Below are 23,471 nucleotides of genomic sequence, written 5' to 3'. Positions count from 1 at the left end.
TTATAATAGCTGGTTAAGTTGAGGCACGAAAGTTTTTTGCCAAGTTTCCCGATCTAATAAGCCGGAATGACGATAACGAATAATACCGTTGGCATCCACTAAATAGGTTTCCGGCGCGCCATCTACACCGAGTTTTAACGCCAATTCGCCACGGCTGTCATCAATCACTAAAGTGTAAGGATTACCCATATGTTGCAACATCGCAATACCATTTTGTGGTTTGTCGCGATAGTCCACACCCACGATAGGAATCTCTTTTGCTAACTCAAGCAATAATGGGTGCTCTTGCTGACAATAACCGCACCAGCTTCCCCAAATATTGATCAAAAATGGGCGTTTCGGAAAATCTTTTGGACTGAGCGTTTGACGATTATCCAATAAATTTGCCTGATAAAACTCAGGCACAGGCTTATCAATTAACGCAGAAGCGATTTTTTTAGGATCTTGATTCAATCCCGCCAACAATAAAACGCATACGCCAAGTAACAATGCTAATGGCAGGAAGAAAATCACTTTTCTATTCATCACGCTTTCCTCTTCGCTTCGTCGTCAATACAGAACACAATGCACCAAATGCCATCAATATACCACCGAACCACAACCAACGAATCAACGGTTTATAATGAAGTCGGAACGTAAACTCCCCCTTGCCAAGCGGATCGCCCATAACAATATATAAATCGCCCCACAAACCGCCAGACAGCCCAACCTCACTCATGGTCATAGTGCGCACATCATAATAACAGCGTTCCGGCTGTAATTCGGCATACGGCTTGCCCTTTTCTGTCACGCTAAACGTTGCCACTTCAGCCGTAAAATTCGGGCCGATTTCATTGGAAAATCGTTCATAGTGAAAATTAAATGCACCAAGCTGTTGGCTTTGTTGCGGCGATAAACGTACACCGATTTCACTACCAAAATAACTACTCATCACAGCGCCCATTGTTGCAATGGCAACACCGCTATGCGCAAAAATCATCGCATAGTGAGAAAGGCCTAACTTACGCCAGTTTTGCCATAATGTCGCCAATAACAACCAAATCGCTAAGGTTAGCAGGAAATAGGCTGTCCATTTAAACTGTAACGCACTGTCATTTTGCATGAAGTGGTGAATGGCTACATAGGAAAGCAACAAAGACGGCAACAATAACACGGCACGGTTTAATAAAATGCGTTTATCCGCTTTTGCCCAATGCAAGCCGAGGGAAATCACCATGGCAACTAACACTAACGCAATCAGTGGAAGGAAAATACTGTTGAAATAAGGAGCACCAACAGAAATAGAACCCCAATTCATGGCTTGGAATAACATTGGATAGAAAGTGCCGAGAAACGTGCTGACGGTCGCGATGCTCAATAAAACATTCAAAAAAAGCACCGCACTTTCTTTAGAAAGCAACTTTAATTTCACAGATTGTTGCTGCATATTCGCTTTGAAAGCAAACAAACCGAGCGCCCCAACAGTCAATAGGAAGAAAATCACAAGCAATGCCGTACCACGCTGGCTATCGACTGCGAAAGCATGTACAGACGTCAATGCTCCTGAGCGCACAATAAAGGTGCCGAGCACACTGAAAGCGAATGCTAGCAGTGAGAAAAGCGTTGTCCAATAATTAAAGATGCCCCGTTTTTCACTGACAATTAAACTATGTAACAGCGCTAAGCCTAATAACCAAGGCATTAATGACGCGTTTTCTACCGGGTCCCAGAACCACCAACCGCCCCAGCCAAGTTCGTAATATGCCCACCACGCCCCTAGCACAATGCCTAAGGTTAAAAACAACCAAGAGACCAATACCCAAACACGCATCACACGAGCAATTTGGCTTTCTAAATGTTGATGCAACAATGCAGTAATACTCAACGCAAAATTCACTGCAAAGCCAACATAACCGAGATACAACAACGGCGGATGGAAAATCAATCCTACATCCTGCAACATCGGGTTCAAATCGCGACCTTCCAATGGTGCAGGGAATAGGCGTCCATACGGATTAGAAAAAAAGACGATAAAGACGGCAAAGCTAAAACAAATTAAGCCTAGGATGACCAAACTCTGCGCCACAAAAGTGCGGTCATTTTTTCGATTAAATAATGCAAACAGCACAACCCAAACCGAAAGTGAAAACAACCAGAACAACATGGAGCCTTCATGTCCTCCCCAAGTCGCCGCAATTTTAAAGAATGTCGGCAATTGGGAATTCGAATGGGCGGCGACATATTCCAAGGTAAAATCATCAGCCGCAAAGGAATACGCCAAAATAGAAATAGCGACTAACGTAAATAAGCCGAAACAATAGCTTAATCCCCAAGCTAATTGGGTAAGTGCAGGCTTACGCAGCCAAAGCCCGAGTTGTGGAACAACGGCAAGCAGCAACGCACTCATCGTAGCAAGAAGAAGAGAAAGAAAGCCTAGTTCAGGGATCATAAAATAATCTCGTGTTTTAGATTGTCATGTTGGTTTTGTGGATGCTCACTTCAGGTTTCGCCTGCATTTTATACCGTCTCTTTAACAAAGAAGAGGTTGGGAGAAGATTTTGACGATATTGAACAACCTATAAGGTTGAAATCACTTCTGCCAAATCTCCCCTTCCCCTCTTAGCTAAAGAGGGGAAAGTGAGATAAAAATGTTTAAAATTTTAACCGCACTTTACTCGTAGAAAAAACAAATCAGATTTCCTTCTTTGAGCCGTCTTTCTTTTTTATTTTTCTTTGCCAAAGAAAATAACGCCAAACAAAAAGGCGTATTTTACTACGCCTTTTGATACAAACAAAAACCTTATCATGCGGTTGTAAGCTGTCCTGCGTACAGAATAAAGTAACGCAAGCATAACACCCCAATCAAGTCGAAAATCGACACAAGGATGATAAAATTCTTGTTGAATTTCAAACGATCGCTAACAAACATATTGGCAATCAACGGAATTAAGATACCGATAAAGAATACCCCAATCCAGAAGACTGCGCCCCAGAAGCCGGATAATGCATTATGTAATGCCACCACTTTTTGTCCGCCACCGAAGTGTAATCCCACGAAGAAACAGATTAATAGACCGAGCTCGGTTACCATAATCGGCACTTCAAATTTATGAATGAAGTGTGATTCGTGGGAATCGCCTTTTAATTTACCAGCAATCAGGATAAATAAGAAGGTCGCAGCGATACCGGAAGAGGTACCAGAAGCCAAGAATAACGCTGGTAGAACAGGGTTATTTAACATCGGATAGCTAATCAACGCAGAAAGTAAGAAGCCGGTATAAGCCCCTAGCACTGCGGCTAAGATGAAGAGAATAACTTCAACAGGGGAGGTTACGCGTTCTAATACATTGATAATGTTACCGATAAAACGGAGTTTTGGCATAAAACGTTGGATCAATGCCATAATATCTTCTTTGAAGATAACGACACACCAACAAACCAAAAACAGCATATACACTTGGAATAACATAACCCCCATAGACATCACGGAGTTAAATTGATAGTTAAACATCAATTTCCAGAATGTCCAAGGACGCGCCAAGTGGAAAATCAACAAGGTTAAACCGATTAATGTCGGCACACTCCCCAATACGGCAGCGGCACGAATAATCCAGTTTTTGTTTGGATTTTCAAGTTTGTTACTACGTTTATACGCAATCGCTAATTGTACCGCACCGGAAGAAATACCAAGTAAGAACAAGTAGATAGCGATTGTTGAATCCCACACCAAGTTAGGTGTGTGAAACGGAACAGGATAATCTAATGTCATCTTCTTGGTTCTCCGTGTTGGAATGGAATATGGTAAAGATTCGGTTGTGTACCTAATTCCACTTTCGTGCGGTAAACAGGACTTTGTTTTACCTTGCGTGCCACTGCGCTTGTCGGATCATTCATATCACCAAAGGTTAATGCTTTGGTTGGACAGGCTTCTACACAAGCCGGTTGTTTACCAGCTGCTAAGTTTGTATCACGACAGAAGTTACATTTATCTGCAGTACGGTGTACCGGATGAATGAAACGTACGCGATATGGACAGACGGCAATGCAATATTGGCAACCGACGCAAAGATCTTTATTCACATCCACGATACCGGTTTCAGGATCGATGAATGATGCCCCGGTTGGACAAACTGCCACACAAGGTGCATTCGTACAATGTTGGCAAGATTGACGGAAAAACTCGTACTCTTGATTCGGGAATTCCCCATAAGGTTCGCTACGTAGGATTTCCAAACGTGAAACGCCTTCAGGCACGTGGTTAGTTTCACGACAAGCATCCATACACGCAGTACAGCCAATACACGCGGTTTCATCGTGCACCATCGCGTAGCGTTTCGGTTTATCCGCCTTTTCCTCTTTCGCTAAAGAGGTCACTGATGTTCCCGTCATAAGGATCAACGCCCCCATGCCGGAAACAAAGTTTCGGCGTGAGCAAGTTGTCATTGTTTATCCTTTTGTTCGGTTGATTGAGTTTGTTCTTTTTGCGCTTTACGTTTTTGTTGTTCACCGTGGCAATCCACACAAAGTTTCACACGATTTTTTGGTTGAATACCTTTCATCGCATCATCTTTCGGGTGTAATGTGTGACAACTTGCACAAGGCAATTTCATTGCATGAACATCATGCGCCCAAAGTTTTTCACGAAGTTTATCCGGTTGGTGACAAGAGAAACAGACTTGGTTTTGTTCTTGTGCGCTATACATCGGTTTTTTCTCACCGAAAATATCGCCGTCAAAACGCATCACGTCTTTTGCACCACGACGGTGATCTTCAGAAATATTGCCATGACAGTTCACACAATTAATCGGTTTACCGTTATTCGGATTTTTCTGATTTAAGTGCGCACCATGAAACTTACCGAAGTGTAATTCACCACCGGATTGATCCAAGGTTTGATTTTTATCGACTTTGTCGAATTTATGGCATTTAGCACAATATTGGTTTGGATCGCGTTGATTATCCAATTGCGGTTCGTAAGTAAACTTGTCCGCTGCAGACGGCTGACCTTCTGCTTGTACAAGCATTGGTGCGGCGACCAATACTGCAAGCAATGCAAGGGCTTTTGCCGGTTTGCGGAGTAGAGACGTTAAATTCATTCTGATTACCTCAAATTTGTTTTTGAAAATGACCGCACTTTTATAAAGTGCACAAAAGTGCGGTACGTTTTTCTATTGTTTTGTTGCGGAATCTTCAGCTAATTTGCCATTGGCTTTAGCTTCTTTGACCCATTGAGGTACAACAGTTTCTAAGAATTCTTTTTTCGCTTTACGTTCTTTCTCGATATCAATACCCATTACTTTCCATGCTTTATCAGCTGTAGAAATATCTGGTACTTCAACCGGAGTTTTCACGCCATGTTTAGTTAAGATTGCTGCAAGTTTAGCACGTGCATCCGCTGCTTTATCGATACCAGAACCTAATACGCGAAGCATTACATCAGGTGCGTGCATGTGACCACCGTGACTTGCTGCTGCGTAGTCCCAACGCCATTGAGCGTGACGGATATCCATTAAAGCAGGTTCCATTTCTTCTTTAGTTGCACCAGCATCCCATGCCGCTTTCGCTTCAAAGTGAGCACGAACAACTTGATCTTCTAAACGACCCATTACATCTTTCACTTCTTTTTTACGTGAAGCAACGATGTCTTTAAGTTTTTCTTTGCTTTGATCGTGACAGTTTGCACATGTGGTATCAAATGCATCGAATGGGTTTTGGATTTGGTGGTCGGTGTAAACTTTACCGTCTTTACCTTGTACTTTAGGCATGTGACAGTCGATACAAGTTACGCCGTTTTTACCGTGCATACCTAAAGACCAAATTTCAAAGTCAGGGTGTTGCGCTTTTAACATTGGTGCTTTAGAAAGAGAGTGAGTCCAGTCACTGAAGCCGATATCATCATAGTATTTTTCGATGTCATCAACAGTTTGACCGTTATCCCAAGGGAAGGTTACTTGTTTTAAGTCGCCCGCGAAGTAGTATTCAACATGACAGTTTGCACAGATTTCAGCACGTTTTTCAGTGCGAGCAGCTGTGTTAAAGCTTAAGTTAGCTTGTTCTTTACCTTCAGCTTTTGCTTTTGCTTGAAGTGCATTATTTAAGTGATCTAATGCACGAAGAACGTGTGGACGAGCAATACGTAATGCTGGTTTGCCTTCGGCAAAGTCTTTTGATGTAGTATCGTGACAGTCTGCACAACCGATTGAGTTGACCACTTCAGGTCCACCTTTAGCCCATTTTGCACCAAAGTAACCATCTTCACCCCATTCTGCAATTAAACGAGGAACGTCTGGACCTTTACAAGTCCAACATGCCATTGGTTGTGGGCCATCATTTGCATTTTTGGGCGCACCAGTACGTAAAATATTACGTACATCTTCTACTGCATAAACGTGACCACGAGGTGCGTTATATTCTTTTGCGAAAGAATAGCCCCCCCATAACACGATTAAACGAGGATCTTGTTCATTAGCATAGATGATTTTGTCGCCTTTTTCAGTCGCTTTCCACGAATTGAATTGGCTAGGATATTTCTCAGCAAATTTTTCATTCACCGCTTCAATTTTTAGATTTGGGTTAGGCGCTTCAACCGGCTGCTCAACCGGTTTATACACCAATTCCGCCATCGCCGAATTACATACACCGAAAGCTGCGAAAGAAGCTGCTACGAGTAAGCTTTTTCTCAATGCGTTCACGATAATCACTCCAATAAGGTTATAAATATGGCTTCTATTAGCGTTAATAGAAGGTGGTAAAATATCTATTATCATTTGTTAGTAATGAGAATTTTTATTATTAATAACAATATGATAGAAGACATAAAGACTTTAAATCGTCGCTAACATAACCAAATGCACATATTTTTTCTATGGATATTTAGCATTTTCTTGTTTTTGATCAATTTTTTAAATTCAACTGATTATTTTGTGGCTTTTACCACTTAAGAGTGATGGATGAAAATACGGTGAGTGCCTCTTTACCGAGGCCAATTAGAGAGAGATTGACGCCTAAAAAAAGCGAAGCTCCTCCAAGAAACTTCGCTCTTCTTTAAAGCAAGTGCGGTGAAAAATAACCGCGTTTTATGTTGAAGCTACCAACCGTGATAATACCCCACTGACGGCATCACCATAATCGATGGGTGGCGCTCGCGATAAATCACCTGTTTTGGTGCGTTATCACTGGCATTTAAAACATTCTCTGCCGGTTTTTCTGCCTTTACTTTATATTGCGCCGGAACGGTATTACCGCTGTAAACCTTTGCTTGGTAATCGGCAACCGCTTGTGTATCCAAAGGCGCATTCCCTTGAGAAGAGGAAGAAGAACAAGCAGCTAAAAGAACACTTGCACCTACGATTAAAATCACGTTTTTCATTATATTACCTCAATTTTTCGGTGTTTCTGTCGGCGTTTGTACCGGCATCATTTGTTGATGTTTTTCCTGCTCTTGCGCATCTAGCGCATCACGCGCAGAACGAATACTACGTTCAATAACGGAAACACGCTGATCGTCTTTTGGCAACAATTTTAACATCATCGCCCAAGTCACAATCGCCATTTTATAATCTTCCGTTTCAAAATAACTGAACGCCAATAAACTTAACGCATCGATGTTCGTATGATCTTCACGAATCACTTCACGCAGTAAATTGTTTCCTTTTAATTTATCTGTCGGATCTTCAGAGAACATTAAAATACGTGCATAAGCCAGCTTATACAAATTATTTTTCGGATCTAATTTATTGGCACGTGCAAAACTCTCTAAGGACATTTGCGGTTTATCCAAATTTAAACCAATTTGTCCGAGTAGCCACCAGTTTTTTGCATTCGTCGGATCTTTTTGTAAATCCAAACGTAATGCCGTGGCAAACTGTTGCATTTCACTTTCACTTAATGGGTTCGTTTCTTCCGTTTTCATTCGTTCAAAAAAGTGCGGTAACTTTTCAACAGATTTCTCTAACATAATTTCTGTCTGCCAAGCTCCCACTGAGAAATAGGCGGAAACCGCAATAATACCCAAGGCTAAGACACCAGAAATAAACCACAATTTACCGTAATTTTTGCCCTCCTCTAGTTTATTAGAGGCGTGTTGCGGAATATCTTCTAATAAAGCTTGTTGCAATTCCACTTTAAGCTGTTCGGTATTTTCCAATAGCCCTTGTTTTTCATCACGTTCAATTTCTTTTAAACGTTCAAAATAAAAGGCTTTATTTAACGTATCGCGTTGTACTGATGGTTTTTGTATGCTTTTTTTCAAGAGTGGAAAGAAACAAACCAAGGCAGCGATCAGCGTTAGTGCAAGAATGCTTAACCATAACGTCATTTGTTATTCTCCTTGTTTAATAGCTCATTTAAGCGCTGTTGCTCCTCTTCACTTAAAGCGGTTGTCGTGGCAGTCTCGCATTTTGTTGCCACGGAAAGCGTTTGTGACTGTTTACGACGAAAAACAAACAATACGCCAAACAAAATTAAGATAATCGGTGCTCCCCAAAGAACCACGGTTGCCGGCGTAAGTGGCGGATCATAAGTCACAAAATTACCGTAGCGATCCACCATGTACTTCACCACCTCTTCTCTGGATTTGCCTTCTTGTAACAACTCAAAAACTTTACCACGCATATCAACTGCAATAGTCGCATTAGAATCGGCAATATTATTATTTTGACATTGTGGACAACGCAATTCTTGGGTTAAAGAATGATAGTCATCTTCTTGCTGTGACGAACTGAAATTCAGTGCATCGATGGCACCAAATGCCGTTACACTAAAGAAAAGTGCGGTAGAAAATAAAAGTGTTTTTCTCATCACTCCTTCCCTCCGCCTAATTTTTGATAAATCGGCAGTAACGTTTCCTGCCAAACTTTTTCATTCACATCACCGGCATAGCGATAATGAATCACGCCATTGCCATCTACAATGAAGGTTTCCGGTGCACCGTACACGCCGAGATCTAAGGCGAAAGATCCTTTTTCATCTTTCAATACCACTTGATACGGATTGCCTAAATCATTGAGCCATTTTATTGCTTTCGCACTGCTGTCTTTATAATCGAGACCGATAATCGGCACCCCCTGTTTTGCGAGCTGATTCAAGTACTGATGCTCGGCATAACAGGTCGGACACCACGTTGCCCACACATTTAACAAAAGCGGTTTGCCTTGTTTGAACAGCGATTCGTCATAGCTTTTATCTGCGGCAAATAAATCCTGCAAGGTTTTTGCCGGCACCGGTTTCCCGACTAACGCTGACTCTAAGGCTTTCGGATCATCCCCTTGTGCATTGCGTTGCAGTTGCACCAAAAACGCCGCCACCAAAGCAAGAAAAATAATTAAAGGTAAATATAATTTCTTATTCATTAACAATACTCTACTATTTCAATTCAGATTTATTGCACATTGTCTTTAGCTAAAATCTGACTAAACCGATAGCGACGGTCGAACATACACAATACACCACCCAGCGCCATAAACAATCCGCCGAGCCAAATCCAGCGAATAAACGGTTTGTAATATAAACGTAGCGCCCAAGCATTATTGTCTAATTTTTCACCTAACGCAGCATATAAATCGCGACTAAAGCCCCAATCGATCGCCGCTTCGGTCATCGGCATTTTACTGACCGTATAAAGCCGTTTTTCCGCATAAAGTGTGGTTTCGTGTTTTCCATCACGGCTAATATCAATTTGTGCTTTTCCGCCCACATAGTTTGGGCCATTAGCATCGCTGATCCCTTTAAAAGTGAAATCGTAACCGGCGATTTGTACCGTATCACCGACATTCATACGAACATCACGTTCAATGCTGTAATTTTGGCTAAACGCAATCCCCCAAACCGTCATGGCGACACCCAAGTGTGCCAAAATCATGCCCCAGTGCGAGCGAGATAACTTGGTAATACCATGCCAGAAAGTGTCACGATACGTTGCCCGTTGATGCATTTCATAGAGACTTAGCAGCACGATAATGACTGTCATCATGGTGCCGAGCACAGCGCTGACCGTAAGCTTATCTTGTAATAAATACGGCAAGGCAAACCCGGCAATAAGCATGATAATCACACTGGCAATCACCGGCGTGCGAATGGCGGAGAATTGGTCGCGGCGCCATTTCACCAAAGGCCCAATGCCGAGTAGCAAGGCAAATGGCGTCATAATAATCAGGAACATTTGATCAAAGAACGGCGCACCAATAGAAATTGACCCTAAGCCTAATTGTTTGTGTACAAGTGGCAACAAAGTGCCCAACAACACGACACAAAGTGCGGTCATTAATAAAATATTATTTAACAACAACAAGCTTTCACGAGAGTAACGCTCTGCATTGTCACGTGAACGAATTTGACTTCCTTTGTAAGCATACAAGGTCAGTGAGCCACCAATCACCACGATTAAATAGGCCAACACATATAACCCACGCGTCGGATCAGAGGCAAAGGCGTGAACAGAGACCAAAATGCCGGAACGCACCAAGAACGTGCCAAGCAAACATAAAGAGAAGGCTAAAATCGCCAGCAATACCGTCCATGCTTTAAAGGATCCGCGCTTTTCCGTAACCGCCAAAGAATGCAAGAGTGCTGTACCCGCTAACCACGGCATGAAAGAGGCATTTTCTACCGGGTCCCAGAACCACCAGCCGCCCCAGCCTAATTCGTAATACGCCCACCAAGAACCAAGCACAATACCAAGTGTCAAGAATACCCAAGCTGCCATCGTCCAAGGACGAGACCACCGTGCCCATGCCGTATCTAATTTACCGGTCATTAAAGAGGCAATGGAGAAAGCAAATGCCACGGAAAATCCAACATAGCCCATGTATAATAATGGTGGGTGGAAAATTAAACCGATATCTTGTAATAATGGATTTAACTCTTTGCCGTCCACCGGAAAGTCAGGGAATGTACGGGTAAACGGATTGGAGGTAAATAATACAAAAAGCAGGAAGCCAATACTGATAATCCCCATGATGCCCAGTACACGGGCAACTGCCTCTTGCGGTAAACGTTTACTAAACAAGGCAACCGCGGCACTCCACAAAGATAACAACCAAATCCACAACAGCAAGGAACCTTCATGCGATCCCCATACCGCGGATAAACGGTAATAAATCGGCAATGTCGTATTCGAGTTGTTAACGACATATTGCACGCTGAAATCATTGATGGCGAACACATAAAATAGCGCACCAAAAGACACGCTTAAGATGAGAAATAAACCGTACGTCATCGGACGAGCCAATGCCATAAACTGCACATTGCCTTTTTCAGCGCCCCATAACGGAAAAATCGCTAACAACACCGCGATGGCTAAACTCAACGCAAGCGCATAATTTCCTAATTCTGCAATCATTACCGACCTTCTTGTCCTTTCGCTTGACGATCACGTTCACTCTCGCCTTTCAGATCAGAAATCCCCATGGGTTTATGGACTTTTTGCATTTGTTTTTCTAAATCTGGCGGCACATAGTTTTCATCATGTTTCGCTAATACTTCGCTGGCAACCAATAAGGTTGGTTCTTTTAAGATACCTTGCGCCACAATGCCCTGCCCTTCACGGAATAAATCGGGAAGAATTCCTTCGTATTCAACGCTGATAGATGGGCCAATATCATTTAAATCAAACCGCACTTTTAAACTTTTCGGATCACGTTCTACCGTACCGGCAACAACCATGCCACCGACACGAATACGCTGCCCTACTTCCGGTTTTAAATCGGCATCATCATTTTTACCGTAAATGACTTCTGACGGTGTATAGAATAGGTCGATATTTTGGCGCAAGGCATATAACACTAATGTTGTTGCAACCGCCACACCTGCTAACACTAAAATCAGAATAGACAAGCGGGATTTACGTCTTGGATTCATAACGTTTCTCCTTTTTGCTGCATTTTTTGTAAGCGTGCTTCACGTTGTTGTTCATATTTAACGGATTTTAACACCGCACTTTTCCCCATTAGGCTTTGAATCACTAATGCCATAATCAGCAACACACTCAATCCATAAGACAGCCAAACATAAAATCCGTAGCCGCCCATGTTAAGTAAATCACTCCAACTTTGAAAGAACATACTCTCCCCCCAATAAATTAACTCTTTTCTGCCAATGCCTTAACCCAAGGACGTTTGCTATCCTCTTTTAACAGCTCCGTACGATAACGCACTAAAGTTAGCCAAATAGATAACGTTAGAAAACCAAAGATACATAAAATCAGCGGAATCAACATCGGTGTTGCAATAGACGGACGTTCCAATTTCGTAATACTTGCGCCTTGATGCAGGGTATTCCACCATTCCACCGAGAAATGGATAATTGGCAAATTCACGACACCCACGACACATAACACGCTCGCTGCTTTTGCCCCCACATTACGATCTTGAAAAGCAGAATAAATCGCTAATACGCCTAAGTATAAGAAAAATAAAATCAATTCGGCAGTTAAGCGCGCATCCCAGACCCACCAAGTTCCCCACATGGGTTTTCCCCAGATTGCACCGGTAATCAAGGCTAAAAGGGTAAATAATGCGCCAATCGGTGCCATCGCAATCATGGCTAACTGCGCTTGTTTAATCTGCCATACTAATGCCACTAATGCCGCCACCGCCATAGAGCCATAAACGCCCATAGACCAAATGGCCATCGGTACATGCACGTACATAATACGGAAGCTATTGCCTTGTTGATAATCCGCCGGCGCAAATGCAACCCCCCAAACAATGCCAACCGTTAATAAAAGTGCGGTTAAAATCGCAAAGAAAGGGCTAAATTTGCCACATAAATGATATTGTGTTTCCGGTTTTGCATAAGGATGTAACCATTTCCACATAAATAATCCCCTATTGATCCAAACTGATGCGTAATGCCGCAGCGATAGCGAATGGCGATAATGTCATCACGCCGGCTAAAATGGCACCTAAAATAGCTAATTGTCCGTTATAAGGCAGGCTCAATCCTGCGGCATCCAACACGGAAGCAGAAAAAATAAGCACAGGAATAAATAGCGGTACAACCAACAAACTGAGTAACACACCGCCTTTACGCAAACCGACTGTTAACGCGACACCAATAGCACCAAGACAACTCAATACCGGTGTGCCTAATAATAATGTCAGTACCAACGCCCACCAAATTGGTATTTCCAATGACAACAATAATGCGGCGATAGGTGACAACAAAATCAGCGGCAACCCTGTCAATAACCAATGTGCCAAGACTTTAGCAAGTGCGGTTAAAACCAAAGGTTGCGAGGTGAGCATTAACTGCTCTAAAGAACCATCGATATAATCGTCACGAAAGAGGCGTTCAAAGGACAACAAAGCGGATAACAACGCCGCCACCCATGCCACGCCCGGTGCGATGCGTGACAATAATTCCGGATCCGGTCCGATCACCAAAGGGAACAACGTAATTACAATCAGGAAAAACCACAACGGATTAAGAATCTCCGCCTGTTTGCGCATGGCAATTTGTAATTCGCGTTTAATAATATGCCAAAAGATCATGCCGTTACTCTGTACACTTAAACTGTTCTAAATTGATTTTTTTCAAATGCGCACTCGGCACTTCCTGATGACTGGTTAAGATCACGATACCGCCATTTTGCGCGTGTTGTTCAAAAAGTGCGGTCAACACCGCCACGCCTTTTTTATCGATCGCATTAAATGGCTCATCTAAAATCCATAACGGTGCTTTTGATAACCACAAACGCGCCAATGCAATGCGTTTTTGCTGCCCGGCTGAAAGCTGTGCCGCGGGAATGTCTTCACGCCCCAGTAGTCCCACTGTTTGCAACACATCCCACAGTATTTCATCACCTTGGCGACAAGAGGTAATTTGTTGATAAAAACGCAAATTCTCCCACGCATTCAATTCTGGTTTAATGCCACTCTGATGTCCTAAATACAACAAATCAGAATGAAAAGCTTCGCGCTGTTTAGCAATTGCGTCAGAATTCCACCGCACTTCGCCTTCTAGAGGAGAGGCAAGCCCGGCAATAATGCGTAACAAACTGGTTTTCCCAATACCGTTGTGCCCTTCAATTTGCACAAAATCACCTGCCTGAATGTGTAAATTCACGCGATGAAAAAGGACTTTATCTCCCCGTTGGCAAGCGAGATTCTCAAGAATTAATTGATTGACCATAACAGATTGTTTCACAGACTTATTTTTGCGGGGCATTCTATCATAAGGAAATAAAATCGCAGGTTAAATCACATAACCATTTAGAGGTAGTTTAACCACTTTTTGACTTAGAACAAATTTCGTTCTTTGTTACAAATACGAATACCTCTCATAATGTGCGAAACCCTTGATATAACTGAGTTAATTCGTGGGTTATTCCCGATGTTTAACCGTTAACGTCACGTAGCAAACGACCGCAATCACAGAACAAAGCACCATGGCGAATAACATTGGCGCCGCCGAATTGGTCGGCAATAAAGACACCAAAGATCCCATGCAGGCGCCAATGCCAAACCGTACGCTCCCGACCATAGAATTCGCCGATCCTGCCGAATTGGGGAACTTTTCTAAAATAGAGGCCATCGCATTAGAGGAAATCAATGGATTTTGTCCAACAAACACTGCTACGCCCAGCGCCATTGACCAAAAACCCAAATCTAATAACGCCACAAGCAACAACCAGATGCCCGCCAAACCTTGTATCCCAAGCCCCAAACGGAACATGGTCTCCGCCCCCCATTTAGCCACTAAACGCCCATTTAAGAATGAACTAAAGGTCATCACGCCAATGTTCAACATAAAGAAATAGCCGAAATTTTCAGGTTTGATGCCGTAAATCCCGATATACACAATCGATCCTGCCGTTAAAAACGCAAATAAGCCGGCAAAGGCAAAGGACGTTGAGAACATATAACCTAACACCGGTTTTTGTTTCCATAACGCCATAAAATTACGGGCAATAATATTCAAGCGTAACGGAATCCGATTTTCTTTATGATGCGTTTCCGGCACCACAAAAAAGACCAGCAAAATACTCAATAGTCCCATGAAAGCAGTCACATAAAAAATGGCGTGCCAATGGAAAAAATAGACAATATAACCGCCGACAACCGGTGCGATCAACGGCGCAATCATAAACACCAGCGTAATTGTCGACATCATTTTGGAAAGTGCATTCTTGTCAAACAAATCACGCAACAATGCGCCCACCAATACCACCGGCGCCGCACCAAAAAAGCCCTGAACAAAACGAAGTGCGGTGAAATTTCCGATAGAATGGATTTGCGTTAAAATCAATGCCGCTATCGCAGAAACCGTTACGCCTAACAAAATAATTGGCTTGCGTCCGAAACTGTCACCGAACGGCCCCCAGAATAATTGCCCCAGTGCCAAACCATAAGCAAAAGCGGTTAGCGTATGTTGCACCTGATCGTTTGTGACCTGTAAATCCTGCGCAATATTCAAAAACGCCGGCAGGTACATATCCACACCCAATGGCGGCAACATGGACAAAATACCCAACGCCACCACAAAAATAAAATTTGTTTTGACTGTTTTATTTGAACTCAAACTAGGATTCTCCACCTAAGTATGCGATTTCTTCCTCTGTTAGAGGACGAAATTCTCCTTCTGCCAAATGTTCATCTAACACCACACCACCGATCTTCCAACGATGTAATGCGACAACTTTATTCCCCAACGAGGCAAACATCCGTTTAACTTGATGATAACGCCCTTCGCTCAGGGTTAAATTCACGTTGTAATCATCTAAAATTTCTAGTGTAGCAGGTTTGGTCAGTTCTTTCTCGCCACGCAACAAAATGCCGTCAGCACAAGCCTGCACATAATCCGCTTCAACAGGATCGGCCAAGGTGACCAAATACGTCTTCTCACAATGAAATTTGGGTGAAGTAATTCGGTGCGACCACTGACCGTCATCTGTCAGCAACACCAAGCCTGTGGTATCCACATCCAACCGCCCAGCACTGTGCAAACGGGCAGATAACGGATAATCAAAAAATTGATAAATGGTCGGATAATCGCCATCTTCATGGGAGCAAATGTAACCTTGCGGTTTGTGCAACATAATGTATTGCCCGTTTTCTACCCACGTCAAGCGCTCACCATCATAACAAACTTCATCATCAGGGCTCACTTTCACCGCCCCGCTCTTTTCAATTTTACCGTTAACGGTGACCGCACTTTGACGTAATACTTTTGCTGCCTGTGAACGGGTTAAACCGGTTGTTTCCGCTAAAAATTTATCTAAACGCATAAAAATTCCTTGTTTATTTTCACCGCTATTATAGCTTCAATTTCATTTCAGTGCCTGAGAAAACAAAATAAAAAAGACTAAGCACAATGCAGTACAGTGCTTAGTCTTTAAATAAAAATAAACCGAATGTTAACGGCAAATCATCCGATTGCCCTCACATTAGCAGGAAGAAAATTACGCAAAGGCTTGTAATTCCGGATTAATTGGCGTATCCGCAAGGTTATTCACATAGTTACACAATGTTGCCAGACTTACCCCTAACACGACATCAATGGCGTTTTCTTGGGTATAACCTGCCGCATAAAATGCTTGTTGTTGCGCAGCTGTGAGTTTTGCTTTTTGTAAAATCACTGCCAAGGTAAAGCGCGCTAGTGCATCAAGCTTATCGTCTTGTTCAATGCGTGCTGTGGCGCGAATTTGATTCACCAGTGTTTCTTCAAGTTTCAACACTTTCAACGCAATTTTAGTGTGCCCAGCAACGCAAAAGCCACACCCATTCACCACCGCCGCCGTAATTTGAACCACTTCACGTTCTGCCGCCGTTAAACTATTACGACCATTAATCGCGCCCACTGTGCGATAGGTTTCCAATGCTGTTGGCGCATTGGCTAACACGCCAATTAAATTCGGAATGAAGCCATTGGCATTTTGTACGGCTTTTAACGCCTCTTTCGCGGCTTCCGGCGCGCTTTCAATCGTATGAATAGGAAATGCTGACATAATAAACTCCTTACATAAATCACATAATGTCACCTTTGACATACTACAGGAGAGTGCAAGCATTAAAAAAGAAATAAAGGCTATGCCATAGATTCAAAAGTTATAAAGTGCGGTCAAAAATCCCTTGATTTTTTTCACTTCGGTTCGACATTCCGCTTTGTATCTTGAATAACCTTGTGGATAACTTGGTGAAAACAGGAAACAATCTGCTTTTAAATTTTGCTGCTCTCAGATTTTACCTAGGCATAGTCGCTGTGAATTAAATTTTTAGCATCCAATGGGATGATGTGCTCATGACGCTATTCACGTTATTTTTTTCATCAATGCCACCGAAAAAATTCCCCTGTTCACCCATATTTTCACCAAGTTCAGACAGTGATTCAGCCGCCTGTGAGTTATTCAGTATTTCTGTGGATAAAATTGTGTTTTCACCAAGGAATAACTCAAAATAACATTTCAAAACCGAAGTTACGCTTTAAAAATTTTTAAATTTATCTTTATTTATCAATAAATTAACAACAAATTAACCTCTATTCACAAATGCCACATCAATGTCATTTTTTGCTGTCTATTTATTGTTCAATACTAATTTTGTGTAAGACTAAAGAGCCTGTAAATATCTTGTCCAATCAAAATATTGTCCCGGATCGATTTTTCTCCCCGGCGAAACATCACAATGGCCGACAATGCGTTCCTTGGTAATTAACGGATAAGCCTGCATAATCACCTGTGTTAAATGCTGTAAAGACGCATATTGTTGCGTGGTAAACGGTTGCTCATTGCTTCCTTCCAATTCAATCCCGATGGCAAAATCATTGCATTTTTCCCGTCCCTCAAAACAGGAAACGCCTGCGTGCCAAGCGCGATCATTAAAATTCACATACTGGGTTATCTCGCCTGCTCGATTAATCAAGCAATGTGCCGACACCCGAAGTGTGCTGATCTCGGCAAAATAAGGATGACGATGAGGATCCAATTTGCCTTGAAAAAAATCATCAATATCACTGCTGCCAAACTGCTCCGGCGGCAGGCTGATGTAATGAATAATCAATAAAGAAATATCTTGCGGATCAGGACGCAGATCAAAATGGGGGGATATTACTTTGCGGGTATTGGTCAACCAGCCGTTATCAATTTTGAGTGTTTTTTCTGTCATATGAATCTTATTTTTGCGATCAGAATCCCACAAAAGTGCGGTCAACTTTCGCTGTGTTTCTTCCTTTATCACAAAATACCAAAACAAAATAATCCCAAATTTTATTTTACAAAGGTAGGTTTTATGAAAAGTCAGTCCGCATTTTTCTCCGTGAAATCCATGAAAAAAGGGTTTACATTAATTGAATTAATGATCGTCATTGCGATCGTGGCAATTTTAGCCACTATCGCCATTCCATCTTATCAAAACTACACCAAAAAAGCGGCAGTTTCCGAACTGTTGCAAGCCTCTGCGCCACTTCGTGCTGAAGTGGAATTGTGCATTTATAACACCGGCAAAACAGAAGGCTGTAGTGGCGGACAAAATGGCATTCAACCCGACATCACAAATGCCACACAAAAATATGTCAAATCCACGGCGGTTAAAAACGGTGCCATCACAGTGGTCGGAAAAAGCACATTAGACAATGTTACTTATACCCTAACGGCATCCGGTGGCACCTCAAATGGCGTTACATGGACGGCCTCTTGCGGCACTAACGCCGACATCTTCCCGGCAGGTTTTTGTTCATAATCACGGGGCGGTGGCTTGATGCAGCATTTGGTGGAATCTTCCTATACGATCCGTAGCCAACAAGGCGATCTCTTTACGATTACGCCCGAGTTATGGCAACAAAACCAACAGCAACAAAGCGTTCTTTTGCGTTATTTGGCGCTACCATTAAAAGAAGAACCACAAAAATTATGGCTAGGGTTGGATTCCTTAGCCAACCTTGCCGCTTGTGAAGCGTTTTCCTTTTTAACCGGGAAAAATATTGAGCCGGTACTCATTGAACCTGCCGTGTTAAAAAAGGCCTTGCAGGATTTAGTGCCACATCAAGAAAAACTCGATGAAAATCAACCGCTCTTTTATTCCGTCACGCCTCAGGAGCAACAAGAACAATTCTCCGATGAGCCAACGATTCAGTTGCTTAACCAAATTTTTGAAAACGCCACCACCAAAAAAGCCTCCGATATTCATTTAGAACCGCAAGCGGATTTTTTACAAGTCCGTTTTCGTATTGACGGCGTATTGCAAGTGCAAAATACCATTGCGCAGGCGCTCGCCAACCGACTAATTTCCCGTTTGAAATTACTGGCGAAATTGGACATCAGCGAAACCCGCCTGCCGCAAGACGGACGGTTTCAGTTTAAAACGACGTTTTCCGATATTTTGGATTTTCGGCTCTCCACACTCGCGACGCATTTTGGTGAAAAAGCCGTCTTGCGTTTACAACAAAACCGCCCCGTACAGCTGGCTTTTAGTGAACTGGGCATGACGGAACAACAGCAACACACCTTTCGTCATGCGCTCAGCCAACCGCAAGGGCTGATTTTAGTCACTGGTCCGACAGGAAGTGGCAAAAGTATTTCGTTATATACGGCATTACAATGGCTCAATACGCCCGAGAAACACATTATGACGGCGGAAGATCCCATTGAAATTCAATTGCCGGGCATTATCCAAACCCAAGTCAATCCTCAAATCGGCTTAGATTTCAGTCGCTTGTTGCGTACCTTTTTGCGTCAAGATCCCGACATTATTATGTTGGGTGAAATTCGTGACGAAGAAAGTGCCGCCATGGCTTTACGGGCGGCGCAAACCGGCCATTTGGTATTATCGACGCTACATACCAATGATGCCCCTTCAGCTATCTCACGTTTACAACAACTTGGCATTCAACAACACGAAATCGATAGCAGTTTATTATTGGTGATCGCCCAACGCTTGGTGCGTAAACGATGCCAAAAGTGCGGTGGAAATGCCACGCGTTTTTGCGATTGTCATCAAGGCTACCAAGGTCGAATCGGTGTTTATCAATTCCTTCAGCCTGATGTATCACAAACCTCAGGTTATCAATTGGATTTTCAGAATTTATATGCCAGCGCATTAGAAAAAGTGAAGTCGCAAGTGACGGATTTAGCCGAAGTGCAACGGGTATTGGGGCAACCAAATGCGTAAACTGAAATTATTCAAGTGGCGTGGAATCAACCGTTTACAACAAAAGCAGAAAGGCACGATTGTGGCAGAAAGCGCCATGATAGCGCAACAACAGCTAATGTCACGCGGTTTACAACACATTAAACTGCAACAAAATTGGCAATTAAACAGCAAGCCTAAAAACGCCGAAGTCTGTGCGTTGCTTTCTCAGTTGGCGACCTTATTACAAGCGGCGGTTCCGTTAAAAAATAGTCTGCAAATTTTGTTACAACATTGCACCAATATTGCGCTAAACAGTTGGTTGCGCCAACTTTTAAAGGATATTGAAAGCGGTTTGGCATTTTCCCAAGCCTTAGAAAAACAACACTTAGAAAAACAACATGCCTATTTAACCTATCAAGATCGCCAATTGATTAAAGTCGGTGAAATGACGGGCAAGTTACCCACCGTATGCCATGAAATCGCGCAACACAAACAGCAGGCATTGGCGTTGCAACGCAAGATTCGAAAAATTCTGCTTTACCCAGTGTTGGTACTTGGCATATCGCTGATTTTAACCGCACTTTTACTGCTGTTTATCGTGCCGCAATTCGCTGAAATGTATGACAGCAGTAGTGCGCAACTCCCGACTTTCACCCAAGTGCTACTCACACTGTCGCAAGGATTACAGGATTATTGGCTGCATCTGTTAATTTGTATGACGTTGACTATTCTGTTTATTCGCGCCCGCTTGAAACATTCCCCTTGGTTTAATCGGCAAAAAATCCGAATAATCAATGCCATGCCTGTACTGAATCGCATCGTGCAACTTTCTCGTTTGGTGGGATTTAGTCGCAGTTTATTTTTAATGTTACAGGCGGGCGTGCCGCTGAATCAGGCTTTGCAGTCGTTTTTACCACAAAATCCAAGTTGGCAAAGATCGCCAAACGTGCAAGGCGATTGGCTGTTAATCGAAGAAGTGCAATCCATTTTACACTGGCTACAACAAGGTTATGCCTTCTCCGCCAGTGTGAGTAGCCAGATTTTTCCGTTGGCGGCACAACAAATGTTACAGGTGGGCGAACAAAGTGGTCAGCTCCCTAAAATGTTGCAATTTATTGCCAACGATCATCAACAACAATTGGACTATCAGATCGATCTGCTGTCACAAATGCTGGAGCCGCTGTTGATGGTCATTATCGGTGGGCTGATCGGCTTAATTATGCTCGGGATGTATTTGCCGATTTTCAATATGGGCGCGTTGGTGCAATGATAGGCGTGGCATTTGTATTGGCAGGTTGGTTTGTTGGGCGCGTGATTTATGGCTATGTACATCACTTTGCCTTCCGTTTAAGTCAAGAAATTCATGCAGCCTATGTTGAAATTTACCCTGAAAATCCACCGCACTTTGCGCCGGAGAAATCCATATTGACGCCCATTCAAACCAAGATTTCCCAACCTTATTACTGCCTCTTTTTCGCCTTATTATTTGCCCTTTGCAATTGGCTAAACGAAGACATCTTCACGGCAATATGTTGGGCGTGTTTTTGTAGTTTATTATTCGCCATCTCGGTGGTGGATGGGTATTACCGCTTAATTTCTCCCGCCCTATGCCAAAACCTGTTTGCCCTCGGATTAGGCGCAGCCTATTGGCAAATTACGCCCCTTACACTGGAACAAAGCCTGCAAAGTGCGGTCATTTTTTTCGGTGTTTTTTCTCTTATCTACTACGGCGCCAAAGGGTATTACAAACAAGAAGCCTTCGGGCGTGGCGATTGCTGGCTTGCCTTGGGATTAGGCGCGTTTTTCTCTTATGAGCAATTACCCGCCTTTTTATTACTTGCTTGCCTCTTGGGCTTGGTTTATGCACTTTACGGCAAGCTAAACCAACGTCACTTAACCGCCATTCCTTTCGGCCCGTTTCTTTGCTTGTCCGGCGTACTGTGTCAGTTGCTTAATTGAAGCCATGGTCTTATGATCTACACATTCTCAATAGGCTTTTCAGGAAATCAACATGACTTATGTGGTAGGTCTCACAGGGGGAATCGGTAGCGGCAAAAGCACCATCGCCAAATTATTTACCGAACTCGGTGTACCGGTTATTGACGCCGATATCGTGGCGCGTCAAGTAGTCGAAAAAGGCTCTCCTTTGTTACAACAAATCGTGGCACACTTTGGCACGGAAATGCTGTTAGAAAACGGCGAACTCAATCGCGCCGCCTTGCGGGAAAAGGTGTTTCATCACGAAACCGAAAAGCAATGGCTGAATCAATTATTACACCCCGCCATTCGCACCGAAATGCTTAACCAACTGGCACAACAACGTGCGCCTTATTGCATTTTTATGGTGCCTCTATTAATAGAAAATAAACTGACCGCACTTTGCCAACGGGTGTTGGTAGTGGATGTGAGCGAACAAACCCAACTGACGCGGGCAAGTCAACGCGATAACAATTCGTTGGCATTAATCAAAAATATCATGCAATCGCAAGTCAGTCGCTCGGAACGCCTACAACACGCCGATGATGTCATCAATAACGATGCGGATTTAAGCGAAAGCCTGCTGCAGTTAAAGCAAAAAGTGTTAGACTTACACCATCATTATTTACAACTTGCGGAGAAATTTAATGACTGACGAGACCTTTAGCGTGCCTTGCCCGATTTGTCATAAACAGGTTGAATGGTCGGAACAAAGCCTCTACCGACCATTTTGTAGTAAACGCTGCCAGTTAATTGATTTGGGCGAATGGGCGGCGGAAGAAAAAGCGATTCCTTGTGATACCGCCGATTTTGCCGAAAACGGTTTATTAAATGAAGACAGCGATTGGGTGAAACACTAATGCAAATTCAACATGAAGAAAATCACGGGCAAGGCGCCTTTTTTATTTTAGATGATCAACAACAACGCGTTGCGGAGCTAACCTATTATTTTATCGATGAAAAAACGATTAATGCCAATCATACTTATGTGTCCGAAACCTTGCGCGGACAAGGTGTGGCGGATAAGTTATATCAAGCGTTGGTCGCTTTTATTCAAGAAAATCAACTGAAATTAGTGCCAAGCTGCAGTTATATTGCAAAAAAATGGCAGTGGGATAACCCGTAAGATTGAGATTCTAATACTATCTTGTTAAAATCTACCGCACTTTATGTGCAAACATAAATTGTTCGGATGAAGGTAGCTGGAGAGCGGGGAATTGACCCCACGCCGACGAGGTAAAATCTTTCAGGCGCGATGGCAGGGACTGTTACTGGACGAACCCTTGGAGAGATCCGTGTGCAACATTTAGCACTCACGGACGCCGAAGGCGCAAAGAAGCCGTAAAACAAGGCTTTTCAAACGCTCAGGCAAAAGGACAGGGGCAGAAGATTTCGGTTGGTATAGCGCAATTTCATTGTGTTATTTTCTATTTTATCTATCCGCAAAATTCT

The 23,471-nt window shown here is 43.0% G+C and carries 27 protein-coding genes and 1 riboswitch; of the genes, 7 read left to right on the top strand and 20 right to left on the bottom strand.

Annotated features, from left to right (window positions below):
* The 20 genes from J5X96_RS03070 to ampD all read right to left on the bottom strand — a co-directional run bounded on the left by J5X96_RS03070 (window position 1) and on the right by ampD (window position 18,080).
* Entirely contained in the window at window positions 1-525 is a 525-nt protein-coding gene (locus J5X96_RS03070) for a DsbE family thiol:disulfide interchange protein (RefSeq protein WP_209364326.1), read from the bottom strand.
* Window positions 518-2,428: a heme lyase NrfEFG subunit NrfE gene (nrfE, locus tag J5X96_RS03065; RefSeq protein WP_209364325.1), complete on the bottom strand. Its 1,911-nt coding sequence runs from the start codon at window positions 2,426-2,428 to the stop codon at window positions 518-520. The genes J5X96_RS03070 and nrfE overlap by 8 nt, the downstream gene beginning before the upstream one ends.
* Window positions 2,429-2,782: 354 nt before the next feature.
* Entirely contained in the window at window positions 2,783-3,748 is a 966-nt protein-coding gene (nrfD, locus tag J5X96_RS03060) for a cytochrome c nitrite reductase subunit NrfD (RefSeq protein ID WP_209364324.1), read from the bottom strand.
* Complete coding sequence (gene nrfC / locus J5X96_RS03055; RefSeq protein WP_033002482.1) at window positions 3,745-4,422, bottom strand: cytochrome c nitrite reductase Fe-S protein; 678 nt, start codon at window positions 4,420-4,422, stop codon at window positions 3,745-3,747. The genes nrfD and nrfC overlap by 4 nt, the downstream gene beginning before the upstream one ends.
* The gene (nrfB, locus tag J5X96_RS03050) at window positions 4,419-5,075 is read right to left on the bottom strand and encodes a cytochrome c nitrite reductase pentaheme subunit (protein WP_209364323.1); all 657 of its coding nucleotides are present in this window, start codon (window positions 5,073-5,075) and stop codon (window positions 4,419-4,421) included. The genes nrfC and nrfB overlap by 4 nt, the downstream gene beginning before the upstream one ends.
* Window positions 5,076-5,147: 72 nt before the next feature.
* On the bottom strand, window positions 5,148-6,671 hold the full coding sequence (gene nrfA, locus J5X96_RS03045) for an ammonia-forming nitrite reductase cytochrome c552 subunit (protein WP_209364756.1): 1,524 nt from the start codon (window positions 6,669-6,671) through the stop codon (window positions 5,148-5,150).
* Between the two features lie 395 nt (window positions 6,672-7,066).
* Window positions 7,067-7,348 (bottom strand): hypothetical protein, encoded by a 282-nt coding sequence (locus J5X96_RS03040; RefSeq protein ID WP_033002480.1) that lies wholly within the window; start codon window positions 7,346-7,348, stop codon window positions 7,067-7,069.
* 9 nt (window positions 7,349-7,357) lie between these two features.
* Complete coding sequence (ccmI, locus tag J5X96_RS03035; protein ID WP_209364322.1) at window positions 7,358-8,296, bottom strand: c-type cytochrome biogenesis protein CcmI; 939 nt, start codon at window positions 8,294-8,296, stop codon at window positions 7,358-7,360.
* Window positions 8,293-8,778, bottom strand: a complete 486-nt coding sequence (locus J5X96_RS03030) for a cytochrome c-type biogenesis protein (RefSeq protein WP_209364321.1) — start codon at window positions 8,776-8,778, stop codon at window positions 8,293-8,295. The genes ccmI and J5X96_RS03030 overlap by 4 nt, the downstream gene beginning before the upstream one ends.
* Window positions 8,778-9,329 (bottom strand): DsbE family thiol:disulfide interchange protein, encoded by a 552-nt coding sequence (locus J5X96_RS03025; RefSeq protein WP_209364320.1) that lies wholly within the window; start codon window positions 9,327-9,329, stop codon window positions 8,778-8,780. Before J5X96_RS03025 ends, J5X96_RS03030 begins: the two co-directional genes overlap by 1 nt.
* A gap of 29 nt (window positions 9,330-9,358) precedes the next feature.
* A complete protein-coding gene (locus J5X96_RS03020) occupies window positions 9,359-11,317 on the bottom strand; it encodes a heme lyase CcmF/NrfE family subunit (protein WP_209364319.1) in 1,959 nt (652 codons plus the stop codon).
* Window positions 11,317-11,835, bottom strand: coding sequence for a cytochrome c maturation protein CcmE (gene ccmE, locus J5X96_RS03015; RefSeq protein ID WP_209364318.1), 519 nt, complete (start codon window positions 11,833-11,835; stop codon window positions 11,317-11,319). The genes J5X96_RS03020 and ccmE overlap by 1 nt, the downstream gene beginning before the upstream one ends.
* Window positions 11,832-12,038, bottom strand: a complete 207-nt coding sequence (ccmD, locus tag J5X96_RS03010) for a heme exporter protein CcmD (protein WP_209364317.1) — start codon at window positions 12,036-12,038, stop codon at window positions 11,832-11,834. The genes ccmE and ccmD overlap by 4 nt, the downstream gene beginning before the upstream one ends.
* Before the next feature lie 17 nt (window positions 12,039-12,055).
* A complete protein-coding gene (locus J5X96_RS03005; protein ID WP_021615848.1) occupies window positions 12,056-12,793 on the bottom strand; it encodes a heme ABC transporter permease in 738 nt (245 codons plus the stop codon).
* 10 nt (window positions 12,794-12,803) lie between these two features.
* Window positions 12,804-13,469: a heme exporter protein CcmB gene (gene ccmB, locus J5X96_RS03000; RefSeq protein ID WP_021615847.1), complete on the bottom strand. Its 666-nt coding sequence runs from the start codon at window positions 13,467-13,469 to the stop codon at window positions 12,804-12,806.
* Window positions 13,470-13,473: 4 nt separating this feature from the next.
* The gene (ccmA, locus tag J5X96_RS02995) at window positions 13,474-14,109 is read right to left on the bottom strand and encodes a cytochrome c biogenesis heme-transporting ATPase CcmA (protein WP_209364755.1); all 636 of its coding nucleotides are present in this window, start codon (window positions 14,107-14,109) and stop codon (window positions 13,474-13,476) included.
* 192 nt (window positions 14,110-14,301) lie between these two features.
* A complete protein-coding gene (locus J5X96_RS02990) occupies window positions 14,302-15,498 on the bottom strand; it encodes a Bcr/CflA family multidrug efflux MFS transporter (protein ID WP_033002479.1) in 1,197 nt (398 codons plus the stop codon).
* A gap of 1 nt (window position 15,499) precedes the next feature.
* Window positions 15,500-16,204: a 16S rRNA pseudouridine(516) synthase RsuA gene (gene rsuA, locus J5X96_RS02985; protein WP_209364316.1), complete on the bottom strand. Its 705-nt coding sequence runs from the start codon at window positions 16,202-16,204 to the stop codon at window positions 15,500-15,502.
* A gap of 174 nt (window positions 16,205-16,378) precedes the next feature.
* Window positions 16,379-16,924 carry a carboxymuconolactone decarboxylase family protein gene (locus J5X96_RS02980; protein ID WP_033002478.1) on the bottom strand — a complete coding sequence of 182 codons (546 nt, stop codon included), beginning with the start codon at window positions 16,922-16,924 and terminating at the stop codon, window positions 16,379-16,381.
* A 601-nt stretch (window positions 16,925-17,525) separates the two neighbouring features.
* Window positions 17,526-18,080 (bottom strand): 1,6-anhydro-N-acetylmuramyl-L-alanine amidase AmpD, encoded by a 555-nt coding sequence (gene ampD, locus J5X96_RS02975; protein WP_209364315.1) that lies wholly within the window; start codon window positions 18,078-18,080, stop codon window positions 17,526-17,528.
* 123 nt (window positions 18,081-18,203) lie between these two features.
* On the opposite strand from ampD, the gene J5X96_RS02970 reads away from it, so the two are divergent.
* From J5X96_RS02970 to J5X96_RS02940, 7 genes are read left to right on the top strand one after another with little or no spacing between them, the layout of a single operon-like run.
* Entirely contained in the window at window positions 18,204-18,653 is a 450-nt protein-coding gene (locus J5X96_RS02970) for a prepilin-type N-terminal cleavage/methylation domain-containing protein (protein ID WP_209364314.1), read from the top strand.
* An 18-nt stretch (window positions 18,654-18,671) separates the two neighbouring features.
* Complete coding sequence (locus tag J5X96_RS02965) at window positions 18,672-20,081, top strand: GspE/PulE family protein (RefSeq protein ID WP_209364313.1); 1,410 nt, start codon at window positions 18,672-18,674, stop codon at window positions 20,079-20,081.
* Window positions 20,074-21,312: a type II secretion system F family protein gene (locus J5X96_RS02960; RefSeq protein ID WP_209364312.1), complete on the top strand. Its 1,239-nt coding sequence runs from the start codon at window positions 20,074-20,076 to the stop codon at window positions 21,310-21,312. Before J5X96_RS02965 ends, J5X96_RS02960 begins: the two co-directional genes overlap by 8 nt.
* A complete protein-coding gene (locus J5X96_RS02955) occupies window positions 21,309-22,001 on the top strand; it encodes an A24 family peptidase (RefSeq protein ID WP_209364311.1) in 693 nt (230 codons plus the stop codon). Before J5X96_RS02960 ends, J5X96_RS02955 begins: the two co-directional genes overlap by 4 nt.
* A gap of 52 nt (window positions 22,002-22,053) precedes the next feature.
* Window positions 22,054-22,674: a dephospho-CoA kinase gene (coaE, locus tag J5X96_RS02950; protein WP_209364310.1), complete on the top strand. Its 621-nt coding sequence runs from the start codon at window positions 22,054-22,056 to the stop codon at window positions 22,672-22,674.
* Window positions 22,667-22,879: a DNA gyrase inhibitor YacG gene (gene yacG, locus J5X96_RS02945; RefSeq protein WP_005701268.1), complete on the top strand. Its 213-nt coding sequence runs from the start codon at window positions 22,667-22,669 to the stop codon at window positions 22,877-22,879. Before coaE ends, yacG begins: the two co-directional genes overlap by 8 nt.
* Window positions 22,879-23,145 (top strand): GNAT family N-acetyltransferase, encoded by a 267-nt coding sequence (locus J5X96_RS02940; RefSeq protein ID WP_209364309.1) that lies wholly within the window; start codon window positions 22,879-22,881, stop codon window positions 23,143-23,145. Before yacG ends, J5X96_RS02940 begins: the two co-directional genes overlap by 1 nt.
* A gap of 147 nt (window positions 23,146-23,292) precedes the next feature.
* A riboswitch (glycine riboswitch) is annotated at window positions 23,293-23,409 on the top strand.
* Window positions 23,410-23,471: the final 62 nt, after the last annotated feature.

It is taken from the genome of Aggregatibacter sp. 2125159857 (assembly GCF_017798005.1).
Classification (GTDB): domain Bacteria; phylum Pseudomonadota; class Gammaproteobacteria; order Enterobacterales; family Pasteurellaceae; genus Aggregatibacter.
Note: the sequence above shows the minus strand (reverse complement) of the source record. Positions and strands in the feature narration are given on the sequence as shown.